This is a genomic window from Streptomyces sp. NPDC003456 (assembly GCF_042878735.1).
Taxonomy (GTDB): Bacteria; Actinomycetota; Actinomycetes; order Streptomycetales; family Streptomycetaceae; genus Streptomyces.
Genome location: NZ_JBIAOK010000004.1, coordinates 691,775 through 712,477 on the forward strand (window position 1 = coordinate 691,775; position 20,703 = coordinate 712,477).

The 20,703-nt window shown below is 70.3% G+C and carries 19 protein-coding genes; all 19 read left to right on the forward strand.

From position 1 onward, the window contains the following. Positions 1-4 precede the first annotated feature (4 nt). The 19 genes from thrC (at position 5) to atpA (ending at position 20,692) form a co-directional block, all read left to right on the forward strand. On the forward strand, positions 5-1,063 hold the full coding sequence (gene thrC / locus ACFYWG_RS19320) for a threonine synthase (protein ID WP_376328560.1): 1,059 nt from the start codon (positions 5-7) through the stop codon (positions 1,061-1,063). A gap of 364 nt (positions 1,064-1,427) precedes the next feature. After that, the gene (gene thrB, locus ACFYWG_RS19325) at positions 1,428-2,357 is read left to right on the forward strand and encodes a homoserine kinase (RefSeq protein ID WP_389202421.1); all 930 of its coding nucleotides are present in this window, start codon (positions 1,428-1,430) and stop codon (positions 2,355-2,357) included. Positions 2,358-2,757: 400 nt separating this feature from the next. Then, positions 2,758-4,800, forward strand: coding sequence for a transcription termination factor Rho (gene rho, locus ACFYWG_RS19330; protein WP_383500117.1), 2,043 nt, complete (start codon positions 2,758-2,760; stop codon positions 4,798-4,800). A gap of 128 nt (positions 4,801-4,928) precedes the next feature. Beyond that, positions 4,929-6,710 carry a trypsin-like serine protease gene (locus ACFYWG_RS19335; RefSeq protein ID WP_389202785.1) on the forward strand — a complete coding sequence of 594 codons (1,782 nt, stop codon included), beginning with the start codon at positions 4,929-4,931 and terminating at the stop codon, positions 6,708-6,710. 205 nt (positions 6,711-6,915) lie between these two features. Then, positions 6,916-8,052 (forward strand): LCP family protein, encoded by a 1,137-nt coding sequence (locus ACFYWG_RS19340; protein ID WP_389202424.1) that lies wholly within the window; start codon positions 6,916-6,918, stop codon positions 8,050-8,052. A gap of 160 nt (positions 8,053-8,212) precedes the next feature. After that, the gene (gene rpmE, locus ACFYWG_RS19345) at positions 8,213-8,434 is read left to right on the forward strand and encodes a 50S ribosomal protein L31 (protein WP_333933958.1); all 222 of its coding nucleotides are present in this window, start codon (positions 8,213-8,215) and stop codon (positions 8,432-8,434) included. Between the two features lie 105 nt (positions 8,435-8,539). Then, positions 8,540-9,616 carry a peptide chain release factor 1 gene (gene prfA / locus ACFYWG_RS19350; RefSeq protein ID WP_376328551.1) on the forward strand — a complete coding sequence of 359 codons (1,077 nt, stop codon included), beginning with the start codon at positions 8,540-8,542 and terminating at the stop codon, positions 9,614-9,616. Between the two features lie 49 nt (positions 9,617-9,665). Then, positions 9,666-10,511 carry a peptide chain release factor N(5)-glutamine methyltransferase gene (prmC, locus tag ACFYWG_RS19355; RefSeq protein ID WP_376328549.1) on the forward strand — a complete coding sequence of 282 codons (846 nt, stop codon included), beginning with the start codon at positions 9,666-9,668 and terminating at the stop codon, positions 10,509-10,511. 61 nt (positions 10,512-10,572) lie between these two features. Then, positions 10,573-11,220 carry an L-threonylcarbamoyladenylate synthase gene (locus ACFYWG_RS19360; RefSeq protein WP_383500125.1) on the forward strand — a complete coding sequence of 216 codons (648 nt, stop codon included), beginning with the start codon at positions 10,573-10,575 and terminating at the stop codon, positions 11,218-11,220. After that, positions 11,217-11,897, forward strand: a complete 681-nt coding sequence (locus tag ACFYWG_RS19365; protein ID WP_376328545.1) for a protein-tyrosine-phosphatase — start codon at positions 11,217-11,219, stop codon at positions 11,895-11,897. Before ACFYWG_RS19360 ends, ACFYWG_RS19365 begins: the two co-directional genes overlap by 4 nt. Positions 11,898-11,968: 71 nt before the next feature. After that, a complete protein-coding gene (glyA, locus tag ACFYWG_RS19370) occupies positions 11,969-13,207 on the forward strand; it encodes a serine hydroxymethyltransferase (protein ID WP_389202428.1) in 1,239 nt (412 codons plus the stop codon). Positions 13,208-13,336: 129 nt separating this feature from the next. After that, a complete protein-coding gene (locus ACFYWG_RS19375; protein ID WP_389202430.1) occupies positions 13,337-14,722 on the forward strand; it encodes an MraY family glycosyltransferase in 1,386 nt (461 codons plus the stop codon). A 312-nt stretch (positions 14,723-15,034) separates the two neighbouring features. Next, entirely contained in the window at positions 15,035-15,367 is a 333-nt protein-coding gene (locus tag ACFYWG_RS19380; RefSeq protein WP_389202432.1) for a hypothetical protein, read from the forward strand. Positions 15,368-15,787: 420 nt separating this feature from the next. Then, positions 15,788-16,225, forward strand: a complete 438-nt coding sequence (locus tag ACFYWG_RS19385; RefSeq protein WP_389202434.1) for a hypothetical protein — start codon at positions 15,788-15,790, stop codon at positions 16,223-16,225. Between the two features lie 225 nt (positions 16,226-16,450). Continuing rightward, positions 16,451-17,278 (forward strand): F0F1 ATP synthase subunit A, encoded by an 828-nt coding sequence (gene atpB, locus ACFYWG_RS19390; protein WP_389202436.1) that lies wholly within the window; start codon positions 16,451-16,453, stop codon positions 17,276-17,278. Positions 17,279-17,351: 73 nt separating this feature from the next. After that, the gene (atpE, locus tag ACFYWG_RS19395; RefSeq protein WP_009321656.1) at positions 17,352-17,582 is read left to right on the forward strand and encodes an ATP synthase F0 subunit C; all 231 of its coding nucleotides are present in this window, start codon (positions 17,352-17,354) and stop codon (positions 17,580-17,582) included. A gap of 41 nt (positions 17,583-17,623) precedes the next feature. Continuing rightward, positions 17,624-18,166, forward strand: a complete 543-nt coding sequence (locus ACFYWG_RS19400; RefSeq protein ID WP_389202438.1) for a F0F1 ATP synthase subunit B — start codon at positions 17,624-17,626, stop codon at positions 18,164-18,166. Further along, positions 18,163-18,978: a F0F1 ATP synthase subunit delta gene (locus tag ACFYWG_RS19405; RefSeq protein ID WP_376328534.1), complete on the forward strand. Its 816-nt coding sequence runs from the start codon at positions 18,163-18,165 to the stop codon at positions 18,976-18,978. The genes ACFYWG_RS19400 and ACFYWG_RS19405 overlap by 4 nt, the downstream gene beginning before the upstream one ends. Positions 18,979-19,102: 124 nt before the next feature. Further along, positions 19,103-20,692 (forward strand): F0F1 ATP synthase subunit alpha, encoded by a 1,590-nt coding sequence (gene atpA, locus ACFYWG_RS19410; protein WP_376328531.1) that lies wholly within the window; start codon positions 19,103-19,105, stop codon positions 20,690-20,692. The last annotated feature ends 11 nt before the right edge of the window (positions 20,693-20,703 follow it).

A 20,703-nucleotide genomic window follows, 5' to 3' on the forward strand; every position in this document is an offset into this window, starting at 1 on the left:
AGCAATGACCCACCAGTGGCGCGGAATCATCGAGGAGTACCGGGACAGGCTGCCGGTCTCCGACACGACGCCGGTCGTGACGCTCCGTGAGGGCGGCACGCCGCTCGTGCCCGCGCAGGTGCTCTCCGAGCGCACGGGCTGCGAGGTCCACCTCAAGGTGGAGGGCGCGAACCCGACCGGTTCCTTCAAGGACCGCGGCATGACCATGGCCATCACGCGTGCCAAGGAGGAGGGCGCCCAGGCCGTCATCTGCGCCTCCACGGGCAACACCTCCGCCTCGGCCGCCGCGTACGCCGTGCGGGCCGGGATGGTGTGCGCCGTGCTCGTGCCGACGGGCAAGATCGCGCTCGGCAAGATGGGCCAGGCGCTGGTCCACGGCGCGAAGATCCTCCAGGTCGACGGCAACTTCGACGACTGCCTCACCCTCGCCCGCGGCCTCAGCGACAACTACCCGGTGGCGCTGGTCAATTCGGTCAATCCGGTGCGGATCGAGGGCCAGAAGACGGCCGCGTTCGAGATCGTGGACATGCTCGGCGACGCGCCCGACATCCACGTCCTGCCGGTGGGCAACGCGGGCAACATCACCGCCTACTGGAAGGGCTACACGGAGTACGCCGCGGACGGCATCGCCTCCCGCAAGCCCCGCATGTGGGGTTTCCAGGCCTCCGGCAGCGCCCCGATCGTGCGCGGCGAGGTGGTCAAGGACCCCTCGACCATCGCCACCGCCATCCGCATCGGCAACCCCGCCTCGTGGAACTACGCGCTCGCCGCGCGCGACGAGTCGGGCGGCTTCATCGACGAGGTGACGGACCGTGAGATTCTGCGCGCCTACCGGCTGTTGGCCGCGCAGGAGGGCGTCTTCGTCGAGCCGGCGTCCGCCGCGTCCGTCGCCGGTCTGCTGAAGGCCGCCGAGCAGGGCAAGGTCGACCCGGGCCAGCGGATCGTCTGCACGGTCACCGGCAACGGCCTGAAGGACCCCGACTGGGCCGTCGCCGGCGCCCCGCAGCCGGTCACCGTCCCGGTCGACGCGGCCGCCGCGGCGGAGCGCCTGGGTCTGGCCTGAGGGCGCCCGGGCCCGCCCGCGACGTGCGCCGACGCCGCGGGCGCCGGTGCCCGCCGGGCACGGTCCGGCGTAAGGCGGCGCCCGCCGGGGAAGGGTTCTCGCGGGGGGTGCACAGGGGGCTTGCGACACGCATCGTGCGCCTGCTGTGCGCCCTATGTCGCCGCAGAACCTTCCTTCGATAGGCTGTACTGAACCCGCCCGCCGCATATGCCTCCACACGGAGCGCGCGGTGCCGCGCCGTCTCCGCGGCCGGGCAGCGGCCGGCCCTCCCGGCCGGCGGCGGCCCCCGGGGTTCCCGTACGGCCTCGAATGTCCATCCACCGTCATGCGACGAAACACGCAGCTCAAGGAGAGTCATCGAGCGATGGCCGGTCCAGCGTTCCGCGCCGCCGCCGTCCGGGTGCGCGTCCCCGCCACCAGCGCCAACCTCGGCCCGGGCTTCGACGCCCTCGGCCTCGCGCTGGGCTTGTACGACGACGTCGTCGTCCGGGTGGCCGACTCCGGGCTGCACATCGACATCGCGGGTGAGGGCAGCGAGACGCTCCCGCGCGACGAGCGGCACCTTCTCGTACGGTCCCTGCGCACCGCCTTCGACCTGCTGGGCGGTCAGCCGCGCGGACTGGAGATCGTCTGCGCCAACCGCATCCCCCACGGCCGCGGCCTCGGCTCCTCCTCGGCCGCCATCTGCGCCGGGATCGTCGCCGCCCGCGCCGTGACCATAGGCGCCGAGGCCAAGCTCGACGACACCGCGCTGCTGGAACTGGCCACCGAGATCGAGGGCCACCCCGACAACGTCGCGGCCTGCCTGCTGGGCGGCTTCACGCTGTCCTGGATGGAGGGCGGCGCCGCCCGCGCCATCAGGATGGACCCGGCCGATTCCATCGTTCCGGTGGTTTTCGTCCCCGGAAAGCCGGTCCTCACCGAGACGGCGCGCGGACTGCTCCCGCGCACCGTCCCGCATGTCGACGCGGCCGCCAACGCCGGCCGGGCCGCCCTGCTCGTCGAGGCCCTCACCCGCCGCCCCGAGCTGCTGCTGCCCGCGACCGAGGACCGGCTGCACCAGGAGTACCGCGCCCCGGCTATGCCCGAGAGCGCGGCGCTGGTGGAGCGGCTGCGCGGCGACGGCGTCCCCGCGGTCATCTCCGGCGCGGGACCCACGGTCATGGCGCTGGCCGACGCGGACACGGCCGACAAGGTCGAGGCCCTCGCCGGCGCCGACTGGGCCGCCAACCGGCTCGCCCTCGACGCGCAGGGCGCGAGCGTGCTGCCACTGGCAGCCCCCGGCGACATGTGACGCCACGGTTGCCGGATTTCGAGAGGGGGAATGTTTGTTGGATCCGGTAGTGTTAATCTCAAGTCTGCACCCGACCCCACCATGGCGAGGTGCCTCGTGTCCCCGTCCGGGACAGACATTCTTCCGGGAGCCCCCCAAGCCGCACTGTGTTCCGTACGTCGGACCGTACGCCGTACGCGGACACTGAGCGGGGCGCAGGGCACGCTCCGGAACCGGTGCTCCCACGCCGCGTGACACTGACACTGGGTGCCACGACTCAAGGAAGCGCCATCACCAGATTCCTCCGCCGCTTAGGCGGACCACCGCCCCGGCACGGTTCACACCACACGGACCGAAGCCGGACAGCACAACCGGTCGCCGAGCCAGACAGGCCGACGTCCGCTCCAGGGAAGGACCCTTCGTGAGCGACACCACCGATCTGATGGGCGCACGTGTCGAGGAGACCGCTGCCGCGCCCGCCACGGACGCCTCCGCGCCTGCCACCGGTGCCGGCTCCCGGCGGCGCCGCGGTACCGGCCTCGAGGGCATGGTGCTGGCCGAGCTGCAGCAGGTCGCATCCGGCCTCGGCATCAGGGGCACCGCGCGTATGCGCAAGAGCCAGCTGATCGAGGTCATCAAGGAGGCGCAGGCGTCCGGCGGCGCCGCCCCGGCGGCGAAGGCCGACGCGGGTGCGGAGACCAAGCCCAAGCGCCGCGCGACGTCCCGAACCCGTACGGGCGACAACGCCGACGGTGCCGGCAAGGCCGAGAAGAAGGACGCGACGGAGGCCCCGCAGGCCCCCGCGGACCAGGCCGACAAGGCCGCGGCCCAGCAGCAGATCGAGATTCCGGGACAGCCCGCCGGCGGCGAGGACGCCCCGGCCGAGCGCCGTCGCCGCCGCGCCACCGCCGACGCCGGAGCCCCTGCTTCCGCCCCCGAGACGGTCGCGGCCGAGGCGAAGAACGACGGCAAGGCCGAGAACCCGGCCCAGCAGCAGTCGCAGCACACCAACGACGCCAAGTCCGACGCCGGTGACGGCGGCGAGGGCCGCCGGCGCGACCGCCGTGACCGGGACCGCGACCGCGGCCGGGACCGCGACCGCGGCCGCGGCGGCAAGGGCGACGACCAGCAGGGCGGCCGGCAGGACCGCGGCCAGCAGAACCAGCAGGGCGGCGGCCGCCAGGACCGCGGCCAGCAGCGGGCCGACGAGGACGGGGACGACTTCGAGGGCGGCCGCCGGGGCCGCCGCGGCCGCTACCGCGACCGCCGGGGCCGCCGCGGCCGCGACGAGATGGGTGCCGCCGAGCCGCAGATCAACGAGGACGACGTCCTGATCCCCGTCGCGGGCATCCTCGACATCCTCGACAACTACGCGTTCATCCGGACCTCCGGCTACCTGCCCGGCCCCAACGACGTGTACGTCTCCCTCGCCCAGGTCCGCAAGAACGGCCTGCGCAAGGGCGACCACATCACCGGCGCGGTCCGCCAGCCCAAGGAAGGCGAGCGGCGCGAGAAGTTCAACGCGCTGGTGCGCCTGGACTCCGTCAACGGCATGGCGCCCGAACACGGCCGCGGCCGCCCGGAGTTCAACAAGCTCACCCCGCTGTACCCGCAGGACCGCCTCCGTCTGGAGACGGACCCGGGCGTGCTGACCACCCGCATCATCGACCTCGTCTCGCCGATCGGCAAGGGCCAGCGCGGTCTGATCGTGGCCCCGCCGAAGACCGGCAAGACCATGATCATGCAGGCGATCGCCAACGCGATCACGCACAACAACCCCGAGTGCCACCTGATGGTCGTCCTCGTCGACGAGCGTCCGGAAGAGGTCACCGACATGCAGCGGTCGGTCAAGGGCGAGGTCATCTCCTCGACCTTCGACCGCCCGGCCGAGGACCACACCACCGTCGCCGAGCTGGCCATCGAGCGCGCCAAGCGCCTGGTGGAGCTGGGTCACGACGTGGTCGTGCTGCTCGACTCGATCACGCGTCTGGGCCGTGCGTACAACCTCGCCGCACCGGCCTCCGGCCGCATCCTCTCCGGTGGTGTCGACTCGACGGCGCTGTACCCGCCGAAGCGGTTCTTCGGTGCCGCGCGCAACATCGAGGACGGCGGTTCGCTGACCATCCTCGCCACCGCGCTCGTCGACACCGGCTCCCGCATGGACGAGGTGATCTTCGAGGAGTTCAAGGGCACCGGCAACATGGAGCTCAAGCTCGACCGGAAGCTCGCCGACAAGCGCATCTTCCCGGCGGTGGACGTCGACGCGTCCGGCACCCGCAAGGAGGAGATCCTGCTCGGCAACGAGGAGCTCGCGGTCGTCTGGAAGCTGCGCCGGGTGCTGCACGCGCTCGACCAGCAGCAGGCCATCGAGCTGCTCCTCGACAAGATGAAGCAGACCAAGTCGAACGTCGAGTTCCTGATGCAGATCCAGAAGACGACGCCGACGCCCGGCAACGGCGACTGACGCCGCCGGCACCACGCACGAAGGGCCGCTCCCGTACGGGGGCGGCCCTTCGTGATGGTCGTGTACACGTTAGGATCACGCTCTCTTCGAACCTGTGATCCCGAGGGGGGACATACGTGGGTACACCCATGTCCGGGGGCGGTCGGCACAGACGCCGCATACGTTTCGCGCTGCCCGTCGCCGCCGCCGGCATCGCGGCCGCCGTGGCCGGCACGCTGCTGACGACGTCCGCGGGGGCCGCCACCCCGCTGCCGCAGCCGAAGGTCCAGCCGGCCGTCACGTCGCCGTCGCTCGCCGAGCTGCACCAGCGCGTCGCCGGCGCCATGGCCGGTGACGACGTCGCCGGCCGGACGAGCAAGTCCTCGCTCAGCGCGGGCACCGTCGCCGGCGACATCGACCCGAAGATCATCGGCGGCACCGAGACCACCATCAGCACGGCCCCCTGGATGGCGCAGCTCCTCTACAGCGACGACCGGGGCACCTCCAGCACCGGCGACGACATCGGGTTCTTCTGCGGCGGCGCGGTGGTCGCGCCGACGAAGATCCTCACCGCCGCGCACTGCGTCAAGGGCTACGACTGGAAGGGCAACGGCGCCGTCGTCACCGGCACCTCCCAGCTGCCCGACGGCGACGACCTGCACGGCGGCACGGTCACCGGTGTCTGGCGCCAGTGGAGCCACCCCTCCTACAGCGCCACGACCATCGACAACGACATCGCGGTGCTGACCCTGCCCGTCCCGGTCAAGGCCACCCCGATCCGCATGACGACGTCCGGCGACACCACGTCGTACCAGGCCGGCACCAGCGCCAAGGTCTACGGCTGGGGCCGCACCAGCTCCACCAGCGACGCCATCTCCGACACCCTCAAGACCGCCACGCTGCCCCTCCAGTCCGACACCACCTGCTCCGGCGCGTACGGTGCGGACTTCGTCAAGGGGCACATGGTCTGCGCGGGCAAGCCCGCCACCGGCAGCGACACCGGGACCACCACCGCCTGCAACGGCGACTCGGGCGGTCCCCTGGTCGTGAACAACCGGATCGTGGGCGTGGTGTCCTGGGGCGTGACCGACTGCGTCGCCCAGGGCGCCTACAGCGTCTTCGCCAAGGTCAGCACCTACGTCGGCGCCGCCTACCCGCGCCTGGACGACACCAACATCAGCGGCGACCACAAGGCCGACCTGTGGGTGCGCAACGCCTCCACCAAGACCGGCTACTCCAAGGACTCCCAGGGCACCTCGTTCGCCACCCGCGAGTCCTGGGGCGACTGGAGCGGCGTCAACGTCGTCCTCCAGAACGACCTCGACCGCGACGGGTACCAGGACCTGGTCTACCGGCGCAGCAGTGACGGCGACGTCTTCTGGACGCACTTCGTCGTCTCCAGCGGCACCTGGACCACCCAGCGGATCTTCGACAACTGGGCGACCCGCACGCGGATCGTCACCCCCGGTGACGTCACCGGCGACTACCTGCCCGACCTGCTCTCGGTCGACTCCGCCGGCGTGCTGTGGATCTACCCGGGCAAGGGCAACGGCACGTTCGCCACGCGCGTGCAGGTCGGCTCCGGCTGGAACCAGTACAACTCCGTGCGCGGCAAGGGCGACTTCAACGGCGACGGCAAGACCGACCTCATCGCCCGCGCCAAGACCGGCAGCGCCCTCTACCTGTACAAGGGCACCGGCAAGTCCGGCTCCGCCGCCTTCTCCACCCGCGTCAAGGTGCGCACGTGGGCCGACTACAACGCCTTCGACGCGCCCGGCGACGTGACCGGCGACGGCAAGGCCGACTTCCTGGCCCGCACCCCCGGCGGCACGCTCTACCTGTACGCCGGCACCGGCAAGGGGACCAGCGAGATCTTCGCCACACGCAAGTCCGTCGGCACCGGTTTCCAGCAGTACGACATCTTCGGCTGAAATCCCAGGTGAGCGGGTACGCCCCGCGACGCCCGGCCACGCACTGTGCCCACCGCCCCACGCGGTGGGCACAGTCCGTTGTGCAACCCTTTCCCGGGTTTCTCCGTCTGACCGGGCGGAGCGACGATGGTGCGAGGAGGAGGTCCGTCTCCACGCCTGGCGCTGACCGCAGGGGGTAATCGACCGTAGACGAGCTGAGGAGCACATGTCTGCCGAGAGCACACCGGGCCCGGACATACCGGGCGGGACCGGCACCGACGGAACGCGCGGCCGCGCTACGGGGCGCCGCCGCAGGCCCCGCAAGCGCCACAAGGGGCTGGTGATCGCGGCCTGGACCGCGGCGGGCGTGGTCGTCCTGGGCGGCACCGGGGCCGGCTACCTGTACTTCAAGCTCAACGGCAACCTCAAGAGCGTCGACATCGACCAGGCCCTCGGCACCGACCGGCCCGACAAGGCCGACAACGGCTCCGAGAACATCCTCGTCCTCGGCTCCGACACCCGCGCCGGCGGCAACAGGAAGCTCGGCGGCGGCACCGACGACGGCAGCGCCCGCTCGGACACGGCGATGATCGTGCACCTCTACAAGGGCCACAAGAAGGCCACCGTCGTCTCCGTGCCCCGCGACACCCTCATCGACCGCCCGGCCTGCACGGACACGGAGGGCAAGGAGTACCCCGCCGCACGCGGCGTGATGTTCAACTCCGCCTACTCCACCGGCGGGGCCGCCTGCGCCGTGAAGACCGTCGAGTCGATCACGGACCTGCGCATGGACCACTACCTGGAGGTCGACTTCGCCGGCTTCCAGAAGCTCGTCGACGACCTCGGCGGCGTCGAGATCACCACGACCAAGGCCATCGACGACCCCGACAGCCACCTGAAGCTCGAGGCCGGCACGCACAGACTCGACGGGGAGCAGGCCCTCGGCCTGGTCCGCACCCGACACGGCGTCGGCGACGGCTCCGACCTCGGCCGCATCCAGCTCCAGCAGGCGTTCCTCAAGGCCCTGGTCCACCGGATCAACGACATCGGCGTCTTCTCCCACCCCAAGAAGCTGCTCGACCTCGCCGAGACCGCGACCAGGACGGTGACCACCGACTCCGACCTCGGCTCGGTCAACCGGCTCGCGTCCTTCGCGAACGGCCTCAAGGGCATCAGCCCCTCCCACCTGCACATGGTGACGATGCCGGTCGCCTACGACCCGGCCGACCCCAACCGCGTGCTCCTCCAGGAGAAGAAGGCCGACCGGATCTGGAAGGCACTGGCCGAGGACAAGCCGATCCCGAGGAGCGCCACCGAGGGCAACGCCACCGGAGAGGCCAAGGGCGTCGTCAGCAGCTCCTGAGGGTCACGCCCCGCGAGGGCCCCGCCCCGAGGAACAAACGACGGCAACCCCCGGTTTTGGGAGTAGGCCCCAGTCCTGGCAGACTGGTACGTCGGCCCCGGTTCACGCCCCCGCAGCCCGCGGCGGCGACCCGGTGCCCTCCCGGAACCTAGGAGACACCTTGAAGCGCGACATCCACCCCGCGTACGTCGAGACGCAGGTCAGCTGCACCTGCGGCGCGTCGTTCACCACCCGCAGCACCATCGAGTCCGGCACGATCCGCGCCGATGTCTGCTCCGAGTGCCACCCGTTCTACACGGGCAAGCAGAAGATCCTCGACACCGGTGGCCGCGTGGCCCGCTTCGAGGCCCGCTTCGGCAAGGCCGCCGGCTCCAAGAAGTAGCGAGCCCCGAACCGCCGGTCCGCGGACGCGCCCCCTCAGCGGGCGCTCCGGGACCGGCGTTTTTGGTCGCCCGCCCTTCACCCCCGTCCCGCACAGGAGCCCAAGATGTTCGAGGCCGTCGAGGAACTCGTCGCCGAGCACGCCGACCTGGAGAAGAAGCTCGCCGACCCGTCGGTCCACTCCGACCAGGCCAACGCGCGCAAGCTGAACAAGCGTTACGCCGAGCTCACCCCCATCGTCGCCACCTACCGCTCCTGGACGCAGACGGGCGACGACATCGAGACCGCGCGCGAACTCGCCGCCGACGACCCCGACTTCGCGGCCGAGGTCAAGGAGCTGGAGCAGCGCCGCGAGGAGCTGACGGAGAAGCTGCGCCTGCTGCTCGTGCCGCGCGACCCCAGCGACGACAAGGACGTCATCCTCGAGATCAAGGCGGGCGCGGGCGGCGACGAGTCGGCCCTGTTCGCCGGCGACCTGCTGCGGATGTACCTGCGCTACGCCGAGCGCGTCGGCTGGAAGACCGAGATCATCGACGCCACCGAGTCCGAGCTCGGCGGCTACAAGGACGTCCAGGTCGCCGTGAAGACCAAGGGCGGCCAGGGCGCCACCGAGCCCGGCCAGGGCGTGTGGGCGCGGCTGAAGTACGAGGGCGGTGTGCACCGCGTGCAGCGCGTGCCCGCCACCGAGTCCCAGGGCCGGATCCACACCTCCGCGGCCGGTGTCCTCGTGACACCCGAGGCCGAGGAGATCGACGTCGAGATCAACCCCAACGACCTGCGCATCGACGTCTACCGCTCCTCCGGCCCGGGCGGGCAGTCCGTCAACACCACCGACTCCGCCGTGCGCATCACCCACCTGCCCACCGGGGTCGTCGCCTCCTGCCAGAACGAGAAGAGCCAGCTGCAGAACAAGGAGCAGGCCCTGCGTATCCTGCGCTCCAGGCTCCTCGCGGCCGCGCAGGAGGAGGCGGAGAAGAACGCCGCCGACGCCCGCCGCAGCCAGGTCCGCACCGTCGACCGCTCCGAGAAGATCCGCACGTACAACTTCCCGGAGAACCGCATCTCGGACCACCGCGTCGGCTTCAAGGCGTACAACCTGGACCAGGTTCTGGACGGCGACCTCGACGCGGTGATCCAGGCCTGCGTCGACGCCGACTCGGCGGCGAAGCTGGCCGCCGCGTAAGACCCGTGCGAGCGCGCACGAGCACGGACGAGCACTACGGAGGACTTGCGTGAACCTGCTGCTCGCGGAGGTGGCCCAGGCCACCCAGCGGCTCGCCGACGCCGGCGTGCCCTCGCCGCGCACCGACGCGGAGGAGCTCGCCGCGTTCGTGCACGGCGTCAAGCGCGGCGAGCTGCACTCCGTCAAGGACTCCGACTTCGACGCCCGCTACTGGGAGGTCATCGCCCGCCGCGAGGCGCGCGAACCCCTCCAGCACATCACCGGGCGCGCCTACTTCCGCTACCTGGAACTCCAGGTGGGGCCCGGGGTGTTCGTGCCCCGGCCCGAGACGGAGTCGGTGGTCGGCTGGGCCATAGACGCCGTACGCGCCATGGACGTCGTCGAGCCGTGCATCGTCGACCTGTGCACCGGCTCGGGCGCCATCGCGCTCGCCCTCGCCCAGGAGGTCCCGCGCTCGCGCGTGCACGCCGTCGAGCTGTCCGAGGACGCCCTGCAGTGGACGCGCAAGAACGTCGAGGGGTCCAGGGTCGACCTGCGCCAGGGCAACGCCCTGACGGCCTTCCCGGACCTCGACGGCCAGGTCGACCTGGTCATCACCAACCCGCCGTACATCCCGCTCACCGAGTGGGAGTACGTGGCTCCCGAGGCGCGCGACTACGACCCCGACATGGCCCTGTTCTCCGGCGAGGACGGCCTGGACCTCATCCGGGGCCTGGAGCGCACCGCGCACCGGCTGCTGCGCCCCGGCGGCGTCGTCGTCGTGGAGCACGCCGACACCCAGGGCGGCCAGGTGCCGTGGATCTTCGCCGAGGACCGCGGCTGGACCGACGCCGCCGACCACCCGGACCTGAACAACCGCCCGCGCTTCGCCACGGCCCGCAAGGCACTGCCGTGAGCCCGGCGCGGTCCCCGCGAACTTCGACCCAGCAGTACGTGTACGAGGAGGCCAGCTGAAGATGGCACGGCGATACGACACCAACGACGCGACCGACCGTGTGACCGGTCTGCGCGAGGCAGCGTCCGCCGTCCGCCGAGGCGAGCTCGTGGTGCTGCCGACGGACACCGTGTACGGCATCGGCGCGGACGCGTTCTCCGCGGAGGCGGTCGCCGACCTGCTGGAGGCCAAGGGCCGGGGCCGCAACATGCCCACGCCCGTCCTCATCGGCTCCCCGAACACCCTGCACGGCCTCGTCACCGACTTCTCCGAGCTGGCCTGGGAGCTGGTCGACGCCTTCTGGCCCGGCGCCCTGACGCTGGTCGCCCGGCACCAGCCGTCGCTGCAGTGGGACCTCGGGGACACCCGGGGCACCGTCGCCGTGCGCATGCCGCTGCACCCGGTCGCCATCGAGCTGCTCACCGAGGTCGGCCCCATGGCGGTGTCCTCGGCGAACCTCACCGGCCACCCGGCGCCGGAGGACTGCGACGCCGCGCAGCAGATGCTCGGCGACTCCGTCTCCGTCTACCTCGACGGCGGCCCGACCCCCGGCAACGTCCCGTCGTCCATCGTCGACGTCACCCGCGAGGTCCCGCTGCTGCTGCGCGCCGGCGCCCTCTCGGCGGACGAGCTGCGCAAGGTCGTACCCGACCTCGAGGTGGCGAATTGACGTCCCCCGGAACGGGGCGCGGCATAGGCAACGGGGAAAGCGCGGCGGAGATCACGACGACCTTCGTGGGACTTCCGCGCGACAGCTTCCGCATCCTTCACGTCAGCACCGGAAACGTGTGCCGCTCACCCATCACCGAGCGGCTGACCCGCCATTTCGTCACGGAGCGGCTGGGTGTGCTCGGCGGCGGGCTCATCGTGGAGAGCGCCGGCACCTGGGGCCACGAGGGCGCGCCCATGGAGGCCCACGCCGAGACCGTCCTCGCCGACTTCGGCGCGGACGCCTCCGGCTTCACCGGGCGCGAGCTCCTCGACGAGCACGTGATCCGCGCCGACCTGGTGCTGACCGCCACCCGGGACCACCGCGCCCAGGTCATCTCCATGGGCCACTCGGCGGGCCTGCGCACCTTCACGCTCAAGGAGTTCACCCGCCTGGTGAAGGCCATCGACCCGGCGACCCTGCCCCCGCTGGAGGAGGGCGTGGTCACCCGCGCGCGTGCCCTGGTGCGCGCCGCGGCCGCGCTGCGCGGCTGGCTCCTGGCCCCGGACGCCGAGGCGGACGAGGTCTACGACCCGTACGGGGCGCCGCTGACGTTCTTCCGCTCCATCGGCGACGAGATACACCAGGCGCTCGACCCGGTCGTCACGGCGCTCACCGGGGTTCCCGCACGGACGTAGCGGCCGAGCGCCCCGGGGGCCCCGGGCCTACATTGGACGTACGTCACCGTCGACGCCGCCCGGAGCCCACCATGACGGTCACCCCTGCCATCGAGGCCGACGTCCTGCGCCGTCAGGACCCCGAGCTCGCCGACCTCCTGCTCGCCGAGCGCGAGCGGCAGGCGACCACGTTGCAGCTGATCGCCGCGGAGAACTTCAGCTCACCGGCCGTGCTGGCCGCCCTCGGCTCGCCGCTGGCCAACAAGTACGCCGAGGGCTACCCGGGCGCGCGCCACCACGGCGGCTGCGAGATCGCCGACGCCGCCGAGCGCCTCGCCGCCGAACGGGCCCGGGCCCTGTTCGGCGCCGACCACGCCAACGTCCAGCCCCACTCCGGCTCGTCGGCCGTCCTGGCCGCCTACGCGGCCCTGCTGCGCCCCGGGGACACCGTCCTGGCCCTCGGCCTGCCGCACGGCGGCCATCTCACGCACGGCTCGCCCGCCAACTTCTCGGGCCGCTGGTTCGACTTCGTCGGCTACGGCCTGGAAGCCGACTCCGGGCTCGTCGACCACGAGCAGGTGCGCACCCTGGCCCGCACGCGCCGGCCCAAGGCGATCGTCTGCGGCTCCATCGCCTACCCCCGCCACTTCGACCACGCCTTCTTCCGCGAGGTCGCCGACGAGGTGGGCGCCTACCTCATCGCGGACGCCGCGCACCCGCTCGGGCTGGTGGCCGGGGGAGCGGCGCCGAACCCGGTGCCGTACGCGGACGTGGTGTGCGGGACCACGCACAAGGTGCTGCGCGGTCCGCGCGGCGGGCTGATCCTGTGCCGGGCGGAACTGGCCGAGCGGGTCGACCGGGCCGTGTTCCCCTTCACCCAGGGGGGCGCCCAGATGCACACGGTCGCCGCCAAGGCCGTCGCCTTCGGGGAGGCGGCAACCCCGGCGTTCTCCGCGTACGCCCATCAGGTGGTGGCGAACGCGCGGGTCCTGGCGGCCCGGCTGGCCGCCGAGGGCCTGGCGGTCACCACGGGCGGCACGGACACCCACCTCATCACCGCCGACCCGGCCCCGCTCGGCGTCGACGGCCGGGCCGCCCGGGGCCGCCTGGCCGCGGCCGGACTGGTCCTGGACTGCTGCGCGCTGCCGCACGGCGACGCCCGGGGGCTGCGCCTGGGCACCGCCGCCGTCACCACGCAGGGCATGGGCGAGACGGAGATGGCGCGGATCGCGCAGCTGCTGGCGTCGGTGCTGAGGAACGTGACGGATCCCTCGACGGCCCGTGAAGAAGTGCGGGAACTGGCCGGGGCATTCCCGCCGTATCCCTACTGAGCCGGGGCAGGCGGACCAGGACGCACAGCCGATCGTGCAACCATCGTCGCTACCCGGAAGTCCCCACTCATATGCGCGCATCGCTAGGGTGTGGGGCTGAGATGGCCAGCGAGACCTGTGGGGAAGCCCGTGCGTGAATACCTGCTGACGCTCTGCATCACGGCCGCGGTGACGTACCTGCTCACAGGGCCGGTGCGGAAGTTCGCGATCGTGGCGGGCGCGATGCCGGAGATCCGGGCACGTGACGTGCACCGGGAACCCACGCCGCGGCTCGGCGGGATCGCGATGTTCTTCGGGCTGTGCGCGGGCCTGCTGGTCGCCGACCACCTGACCAACCTCAACCAGGTCTTCGAGACGTCGAACGAACCCCGGGCCCTGCTGTCCGGTGCGGCCCTGATCTGGCTGATCGGCGTGCTGGACGACAAGTTCGAGATCGACGCCCTGATCAAGCTGGGCGGCCAGATGATCGCCGCGGGCGTGATGGTCGTGCAGGGTCTGACCATCCTGTGGCTGCCGATCCCGGGCGTCGGCTCGGTCGCGCTCACCCAGTGGCAGGGCACGCTGCTCACGGTCGCCCTGGTCGTCATCACGATCAACGCGGTCAACTTCGTCGACGGCCTGGACGGCCTCGCGGCCGGCATGGTCTGCATCGCGGCCACGGCGTTCTTCCTGTATGCCTACCGCATCTGGTACTCGTACGGCATCGAGGCCGCCGCCCCGGCCACGCTGTTCTCGGCGATCCTGATGGGCATGTGCCTGGGCTTCCTGCCGCACAACATGCACCCGGCGCGGATCTTCATGGGCGACTCGGGCTCCATGCTGATCGGCCTGGTCCTGGCCGCCGGTGCGATCTCCATCACGGGGCAGGTCGACCCGGACGCGCTGAACCTGTACGCGGGATCCGAGAAGGAGGCCGTGCACCAGACGGTCCCCGTCTACATCCCGCTGCTGCTGCCGCTGACGATCATCGCGGTGCCGGCCGCGGACCTGATCCTGGCGATCGTGCGCCGGACCTGGCGGGGTCAGTCCCCGTTCGCCGCCGACCGCGGGCACCTGCACCACCGGCTGCTGGAGATCGGGCACTCGCACAGCCGGGCGGTGCTGATCATGTACTTCTGGTCCGCGCTGATCGCCTTCGGGGCACTGGCCTACTCGGTCAACTCGGCGTCCATGTGGATCGTGCTGGGTGTGGTCTTCCTCAGCGCGATCGGGCTGATCCTGCTCCTGCTGCCGCGGTTCACGCCGCGCACGCCGCGCTGGATGGAGCGGTTCGTGCCGCCGCGCTACCGGCGTCGCGGGGTGGTGGCGGTGGTCGCGCACGGTGGCGCGTCACCGGCGCCGGCGACGGACGAGCCGGCCCTCACGGACCCGGCGGACCGCACACCGGTCGGCTCGGGAGTGGCCGGCGCCAACGGCGCAACGGCCCTGGGTGCCCGTTCGCGTCTCCTCGGCGACACCGACGATCCCGACCTCGTGGGCCGGTCCTCAACCGCCCGGCGAAGTGGTCGCCCGTAGCGCAGGCCTGCAGGCGGTGCCTTCGCACCGCCGGGGTTTGGCTGAAACGTTCCTGCTGTCATTCCTGAAGCCGATCGATGCGGCGCCCCTGAGGCCTGCGGTCACGCGCATCCTTCCCGGAAGTGAACGCCTTGCTTCCAGGGACCAGTGAACAAACAAGCCTGGAATGAGTCATTCCAGGCGTGATCATGGCGCTGTGCTGGGCTTATGCTTTTGCGTCCTCCAATAGGGTGATCTAGGGTCTCTGTCCAGGCGACGTGTTCATGACCAGAGCACGCGATGTCGCCTGCGAACAGAGAAAACGGAGGGAACATGCGTAAGTTCGTCAGCGGGATCTTGGCGACGGTGGCCTTGAGTGGCTCGCTCGGCCTTGTGGGTTCGACCCAGGCGGTGGCTGCTCCGCAGGTCGCGCAGGATGCGCGTGCCGCTCAGGCCAGCTGCGTGAAGCTGCTCGACCGCTACAACAAGGACTTCAACCGCTACGTCAAGGTGAAGAACACCTGTGGCCGCAAAGCCTGCTTCAGTGTGACCGTGGCAGCGAGCCGGGATCCGGAGTTCTCCATCGGCGCCAACAAGACGGACAGCTTCAGCTACGGCGGGATCGCCTGGACCAAGGCGAGCGGCATCAAGAACATCGCTTGCTGAACCCGAGAAGGAGGCCGGGGTCGTAAAGCGCCTCGGCTGACGCCGCGCCCCAGTGGGACACTTGTCCCGCTGGGGCGCGGTCGTCTGGGGAGCGCATGAGGCACGCTTCACGGCGCAGGTAAGAATCTGACTAGAGCATTGCCAAGTCGTGGGATGGTGATGGGGGTGCAAAGCGTCCCAATACCAGACATGTCGGCGCTGTTCACGCTCAGACGCGCGTGTTCACTCTCATGTGTGACGGTACGCACACCTTCAGGTAAAGACTGCATCAAATAGTTTGTGATACGGTTCACGAGAACCCCCCGGATAGAGCCGAAGGACCGTAGTGCGACGGTCCACCGGCGTGAGGTCTCCACTCAGCCCGGGACTACGCTCGTCCATGACGACACCCCTGCCCCCTGCGAAAGCGGAGTTGCCGCCATGCCGTCCAATGACGTCCGGATCCTGGCCCAGGCTGCCGTGCCCACGGCTGCTGTCGGTGCTGTCGCCGCCGTCATCAGTGGTGTGGTCGCCGGCGGCAAGGGCGCGATCGGGGCGGTCGTCGCCACCTTCGTGGTGATCCTCTTCATGGGGATCGGTCTCTACGTTCTGCAGCGCACCGCCAAATCGCTTCCGCATCTTTTCCAGGCGATGGGCCTGATGCTCTACGCCGCGCAGATCCTGCTGCTGTTCATCTTCATGGCCGCCTTCAAGAACACGACGCTGTTCAACCCGAGGGCCTTCGCCATCACGCTCGTCGCGGGCACCCTCGCGTGGATCGCCGCGCAGACGCGTGCCCACATGAAGGCCAAGATCCTTTACGTGGAGCCCGATTCGACGACGGGCACCAAGCCCGAAAAGTCGGAGCACTCCTCGTGAGGGGTAGGGCCGGGATAAAGAGGCGTGAGATCTCCTGCTATCGTCCGGTGCCAACTGCGGCATCGCGGGCGCGGGCATCCGAGCTGACGCCTGCTCTATCGCGAGGCGAGATGCCCCACTGCCGCCCCCACATCCGTAACACCAGTCCCGTGCCGAACCGCGGCCCTGCGCCGCGCCGACACAACGAGGTTGCCGTACCTATGCGCCACGCTGAAGGAGCCCGCGGTGAGTGCTGACCCGACGCAGGTGCTCGCCTTCGACACCAACTGCCACCTCTTCGACGGGTGTGGTTTCGCCGATGTGTCCCCGGGCCTGCACTCGTTCCTGTTCCAGCCCCTGTGGGGCGACGGCGACAGCAACGTGTACTTCAACAAGACGATGCTGCTGGCGCTGCTCGGCTCGATCATCATCGTCGGCTTCTTCTGGGCGGCCTTCCGCAAGCCGCAGGTCGTCCCCGGCAAGCTCCAGATGGTCGCCGAGGCGGGCTACGACTTCATCCGCCGCGGAGTGGTCTACGAGACCATCGGCAAGAAGGAAGGCGAGAAGTACGTCCCGCTGGTCGTCTCGCTGTTCTTCTTCGTCTGGATGATGAACCTCTGGTCGATCATCCCGGTCGCCCAGTTCCCGGTCACCTCGATCATCTCGTACCCGCTGGTCCTGGCCCTGCTGGTCTACATCGTGTGGGTCACGCTGACCTTCAAGCGACAGGGCTTCGTCGGCTTCTGGAAGAACGTCACCGGCTACGACAAGTCGCTCGGCCCGGTGCTGCCGCTGGCCATGCTGATCGAGCTCTTCTCGAACCTGCTGATCCGGCCGTTCACGCACGCCGTGCGACTCTTCGCGAACATGTTCGCCGGGCACACCCTGCTGCTGCTGTTCACCATCGCCAGCTGGTACATGCTGAACGGCATCGGTATCGCCTACGCGGGTGTCTCGTTCGTGATGGTCGTCGTGATGACCGCCTTCGAGCTGTTCATCCAGGCGCTGCAGGCCTACGTGTTCGTCCTGCTGACCTGCACCTACATTCAGGGCGCTCTCGCCGAGCACCACTGATCAGGCGCACCACCGACCCCCAATCGTCCGGTGGCCAACCCCCACCGGTCCGTAAAGAAAAGGAAGAACTGGCATGTCCCAGACCCTTGCTGCTGTCGAAGGCTCCCTCGGCTCCATCGGTTACGGCCTCGCCGCGATCGGCCCGGGCGTCGGCGTCGGCATCATCTTCGGTAACGGCACCCAGGCTCTCGCCCGCCAGCCCGAGGCTGCCGGCCTGATCCGTGCCAACCAGATCCTCGGCTTCGCCTTCTGTGAGGCGCTCGCCCTGATCGGTCTGGTCATGCCGTTCGTCTACGGCTACTGATCACCGACACCAGTCCAGCCGACTAGACGAAAGGCACTCACATGAGCCAGCTGCTCATTGCGGCGAGTGAGGGAGAGAACCCCCTCATCCCGCCGATCCCTGAGCTTGTCATCGGCCTGCTCGCCTTCGTCATCGTCTTCGGCTTCCTCGCCAAGAAGCTCCTCCCGAACATCAACAAGGTTCTGGACGAGCGGCGTGAGGCCATCGAGGGCGGTATCGAGAAGGCCGAGGCCGCCCAGACCGAGGCCCAGAGCGTCCTTGAGCAGTACAAGGCACAGCTCGCCGAGGCCCGGCACGAGGCCGCGCGTCTGCGCCAGGAGGCGCAGGAGCAGGGTGCCACCCTCATCGCCGAGATGCGGGCCGAGGGCCAGCGGCAGCGCGAGGAGATCGTCGCCGCCGGTCACGCCCAGATCGAGGCCGACCGCAAGGCCGCCGCGTCCGCGCTGCGCCAGGACGTCGGCAAGCTCGCCACCGACCTGGCCGGCAAGCTCGTCGGCGAGTCCCTCGAGGACCACGCCCGGCAGAGCCGCGTCATCGACCGGTTCCTCGACGAGCTCGAGGAGAAGGCCGAGGCAGGGCGATGAACGGAGCGAGCCGCGAGGCCCTGGCAGCCGCACGAGAGCGTCTCGACGCGCTGACGGACTCCACGTCCGTGAACGCGGGCTCGCTCGCCGACGAGCTGGCCGCCGTCACCGCGCTGCTCGACCGCGAGGTGTCGCTGCGTCGGGTCCTGACCGACCCGGCGCAGGACGGTCAGGCCAAGGCCGAGCTGGCCCAGCGCCTGCTCGGCACCCAGGTCAGCGGCCCGGCCGCCGACCTGGTGGCCGGCATGGTGCGCTCGCGCTGGTCGCGTTCGCGCGACCTGGTGGACGCGCTGGAGGAACTGGCCAACACCGCCGACCTCACCGCCGCCCAGCAGGCCGGCAAGCTCGACGACGTCGAGGACGAGCTGTTCCGGTTCGGCCGGATCGTCTCCGGCAGCACCGAGCTGCGCGCCGCGCTGACCGACCGCAAGGCCACCACCTCGGCCAAGAGCGAGCTGCTGCGCAGCCTCCTCGGCGGCCGTGCGCAGTCGGCCACCGAGCGTCTGGTCACGCGCCTCGTGACCGTGCCGCGTGGACGTAGCCTGGAGACGGGACTCGAGTCCCTGTCCAAGCTCGCCGCCGGACGCCGGGACCGCATGGTCGCCATCGTGACCTCGGCGGTTCCGCTGAGCGACCCGCAGAAGCAGCGCCTGGGTGCCGCCCTCGCGAAGCTCTACGGCCGCCAGATGCACCTCAACCTGGACGTGGACCCCGAGGTCCTCGGCGGGATCCGGGTGCAGGTCGGCGACGAGGTGATCAACGGCTCCCTCGCGGACCGCATCGAGGACGCCAGCCGCCGGCTTGCCGGCTGAGCAGCAACTCAATAGGCACAACGTACTTACGACGGCCCTGGTTGGGCCGTGCAGAAGAATCCTGGGGGTCGCCCCCAGACCCCCTAAGAAACTTCGGGCCCAACAAGGAGAGCAGGGAACCCAGATGGCGGAGCTCACGATCCGGCCGGAGGAGATCCGGGACGCGCTGGAGAACTTCGTCCAGGCGTACAAGCCGGACGCGGCCTCGCGCGAGGAGGTCGGTACGGTCACCTTTGCCGGCGACGGCATCGCGAAGGTCGAGGGCCTGCCCTCGACCATGGCCAACGAGCTGCTGAAGTTCGAGGACGGCACCCTCGGCCTCGCCCTCAACCTCGAGGAGCGCGAGATCGGTGCCATCGTCCTCGGTGAGTTCAGCGGCATCGAGGAGGGTCAGCCGGTCTCCCGCACCGGTGAGGTTCTCTCCGTCGCGGTGGGCGAGGGCTACCTCGGCCGCGTGGTCGACCCCCTCGGCAACCCGATCGACGGCCTCGGCGAGATCGAGTCCGAAGGCCGCCGCGCCCTCGAGCTGCAGGCCCCCACGGTCATGCAGCGCAAGTCGGTGCACGAGCCGATGGAGACGGGCTACAAGGCCGTCGACGCGATGACCCCCGTCGGCCGCGGTCAGCGTCAGCTGATCATCGGCGACCGCCAGACCGGCAAGACCGCCCTGGCCGTCGACACCATCATCAACCAGCGCGACAACTGGCGTACCGGCGACCCGAACAAGCAGGTCCGCTGCATCTACGTCGCCATCGGCCAGAAGGGCTCCACCATCGCCGGCGTGCGCGGCGCTCTGGAGGAGGCCGGCGCGCTGGAGTACACGACCATCGTCGCCGCCCCGGCGTCCGACCCGGCCGGCTTCAAGTACCTGGCGCCGTACACCGGTTCGGCCATCGGCCAGCACTGGATGTACCAGGGCAAGCACGTCCTGATCATCTTCGACGACCTGTCGAAGCAGGCCGACGCCTACCGCGCCGTGTCGCTGCTGCTGCGCCGCCCGCCGGGCCGTGAGGCCTACCCGGGTGACGTCTTCTACCTGCACTCCCGTCTGCTGGAGCGCTGCGCCAAGCTCTCCGACGAGATGGGCGCGGGTTCGATGACCGGTCTGCCGATCGTCGAGACCAAGGCCAACGACGTCTCGGCGTTCATCCCGACCAACGTCATCTCCATCACCGACGGCCAGTGCTTCCTGGAGTCGGACCTGTTCAACGCCGGTCAGCGCCCCGCGCTGAACGTCGGTATCTCCGTCTCCCGAGTCGGTGGTTCCGCGCAGCACAAGGCGATGAAGCAGGTCTCCGGCCGCCTGCGCGTGGACCTGGCCCAGTTCCGTGAGCTGGAGGCGTTCGCCGCCTTCGGTTCCGACCTGGACGCCGCCTCCAAGGCCTCGCTCGAGCGCGGTCAGCGCATGGTCGAGCTGCTGAAGCAGCCGCAGTACCAGCCGATGGCCACCGAGGACCAGGTCGTCTCCGTCTGGGCCGGCACCACCGGCAAGATGGACGACGTGCCCGTCGCCGACATCCGCCGCTTCGAGTCGGAGCTCCTGGACTACCTGCACCGCAAGGAGCAGGGTCTGATGACCTCCATCCGCGAGGGCGGCAAGATGTCCGACGACACCCTGCAGGCCGTGGCGGACGCCATCACGGAGTTCAAGAAGCAGTTCGAGACCTCCGACGGCAAGCTGCTCGGCGAGGACGCCCCGGCTGCCGGCAAGTGACGACGGAAGGG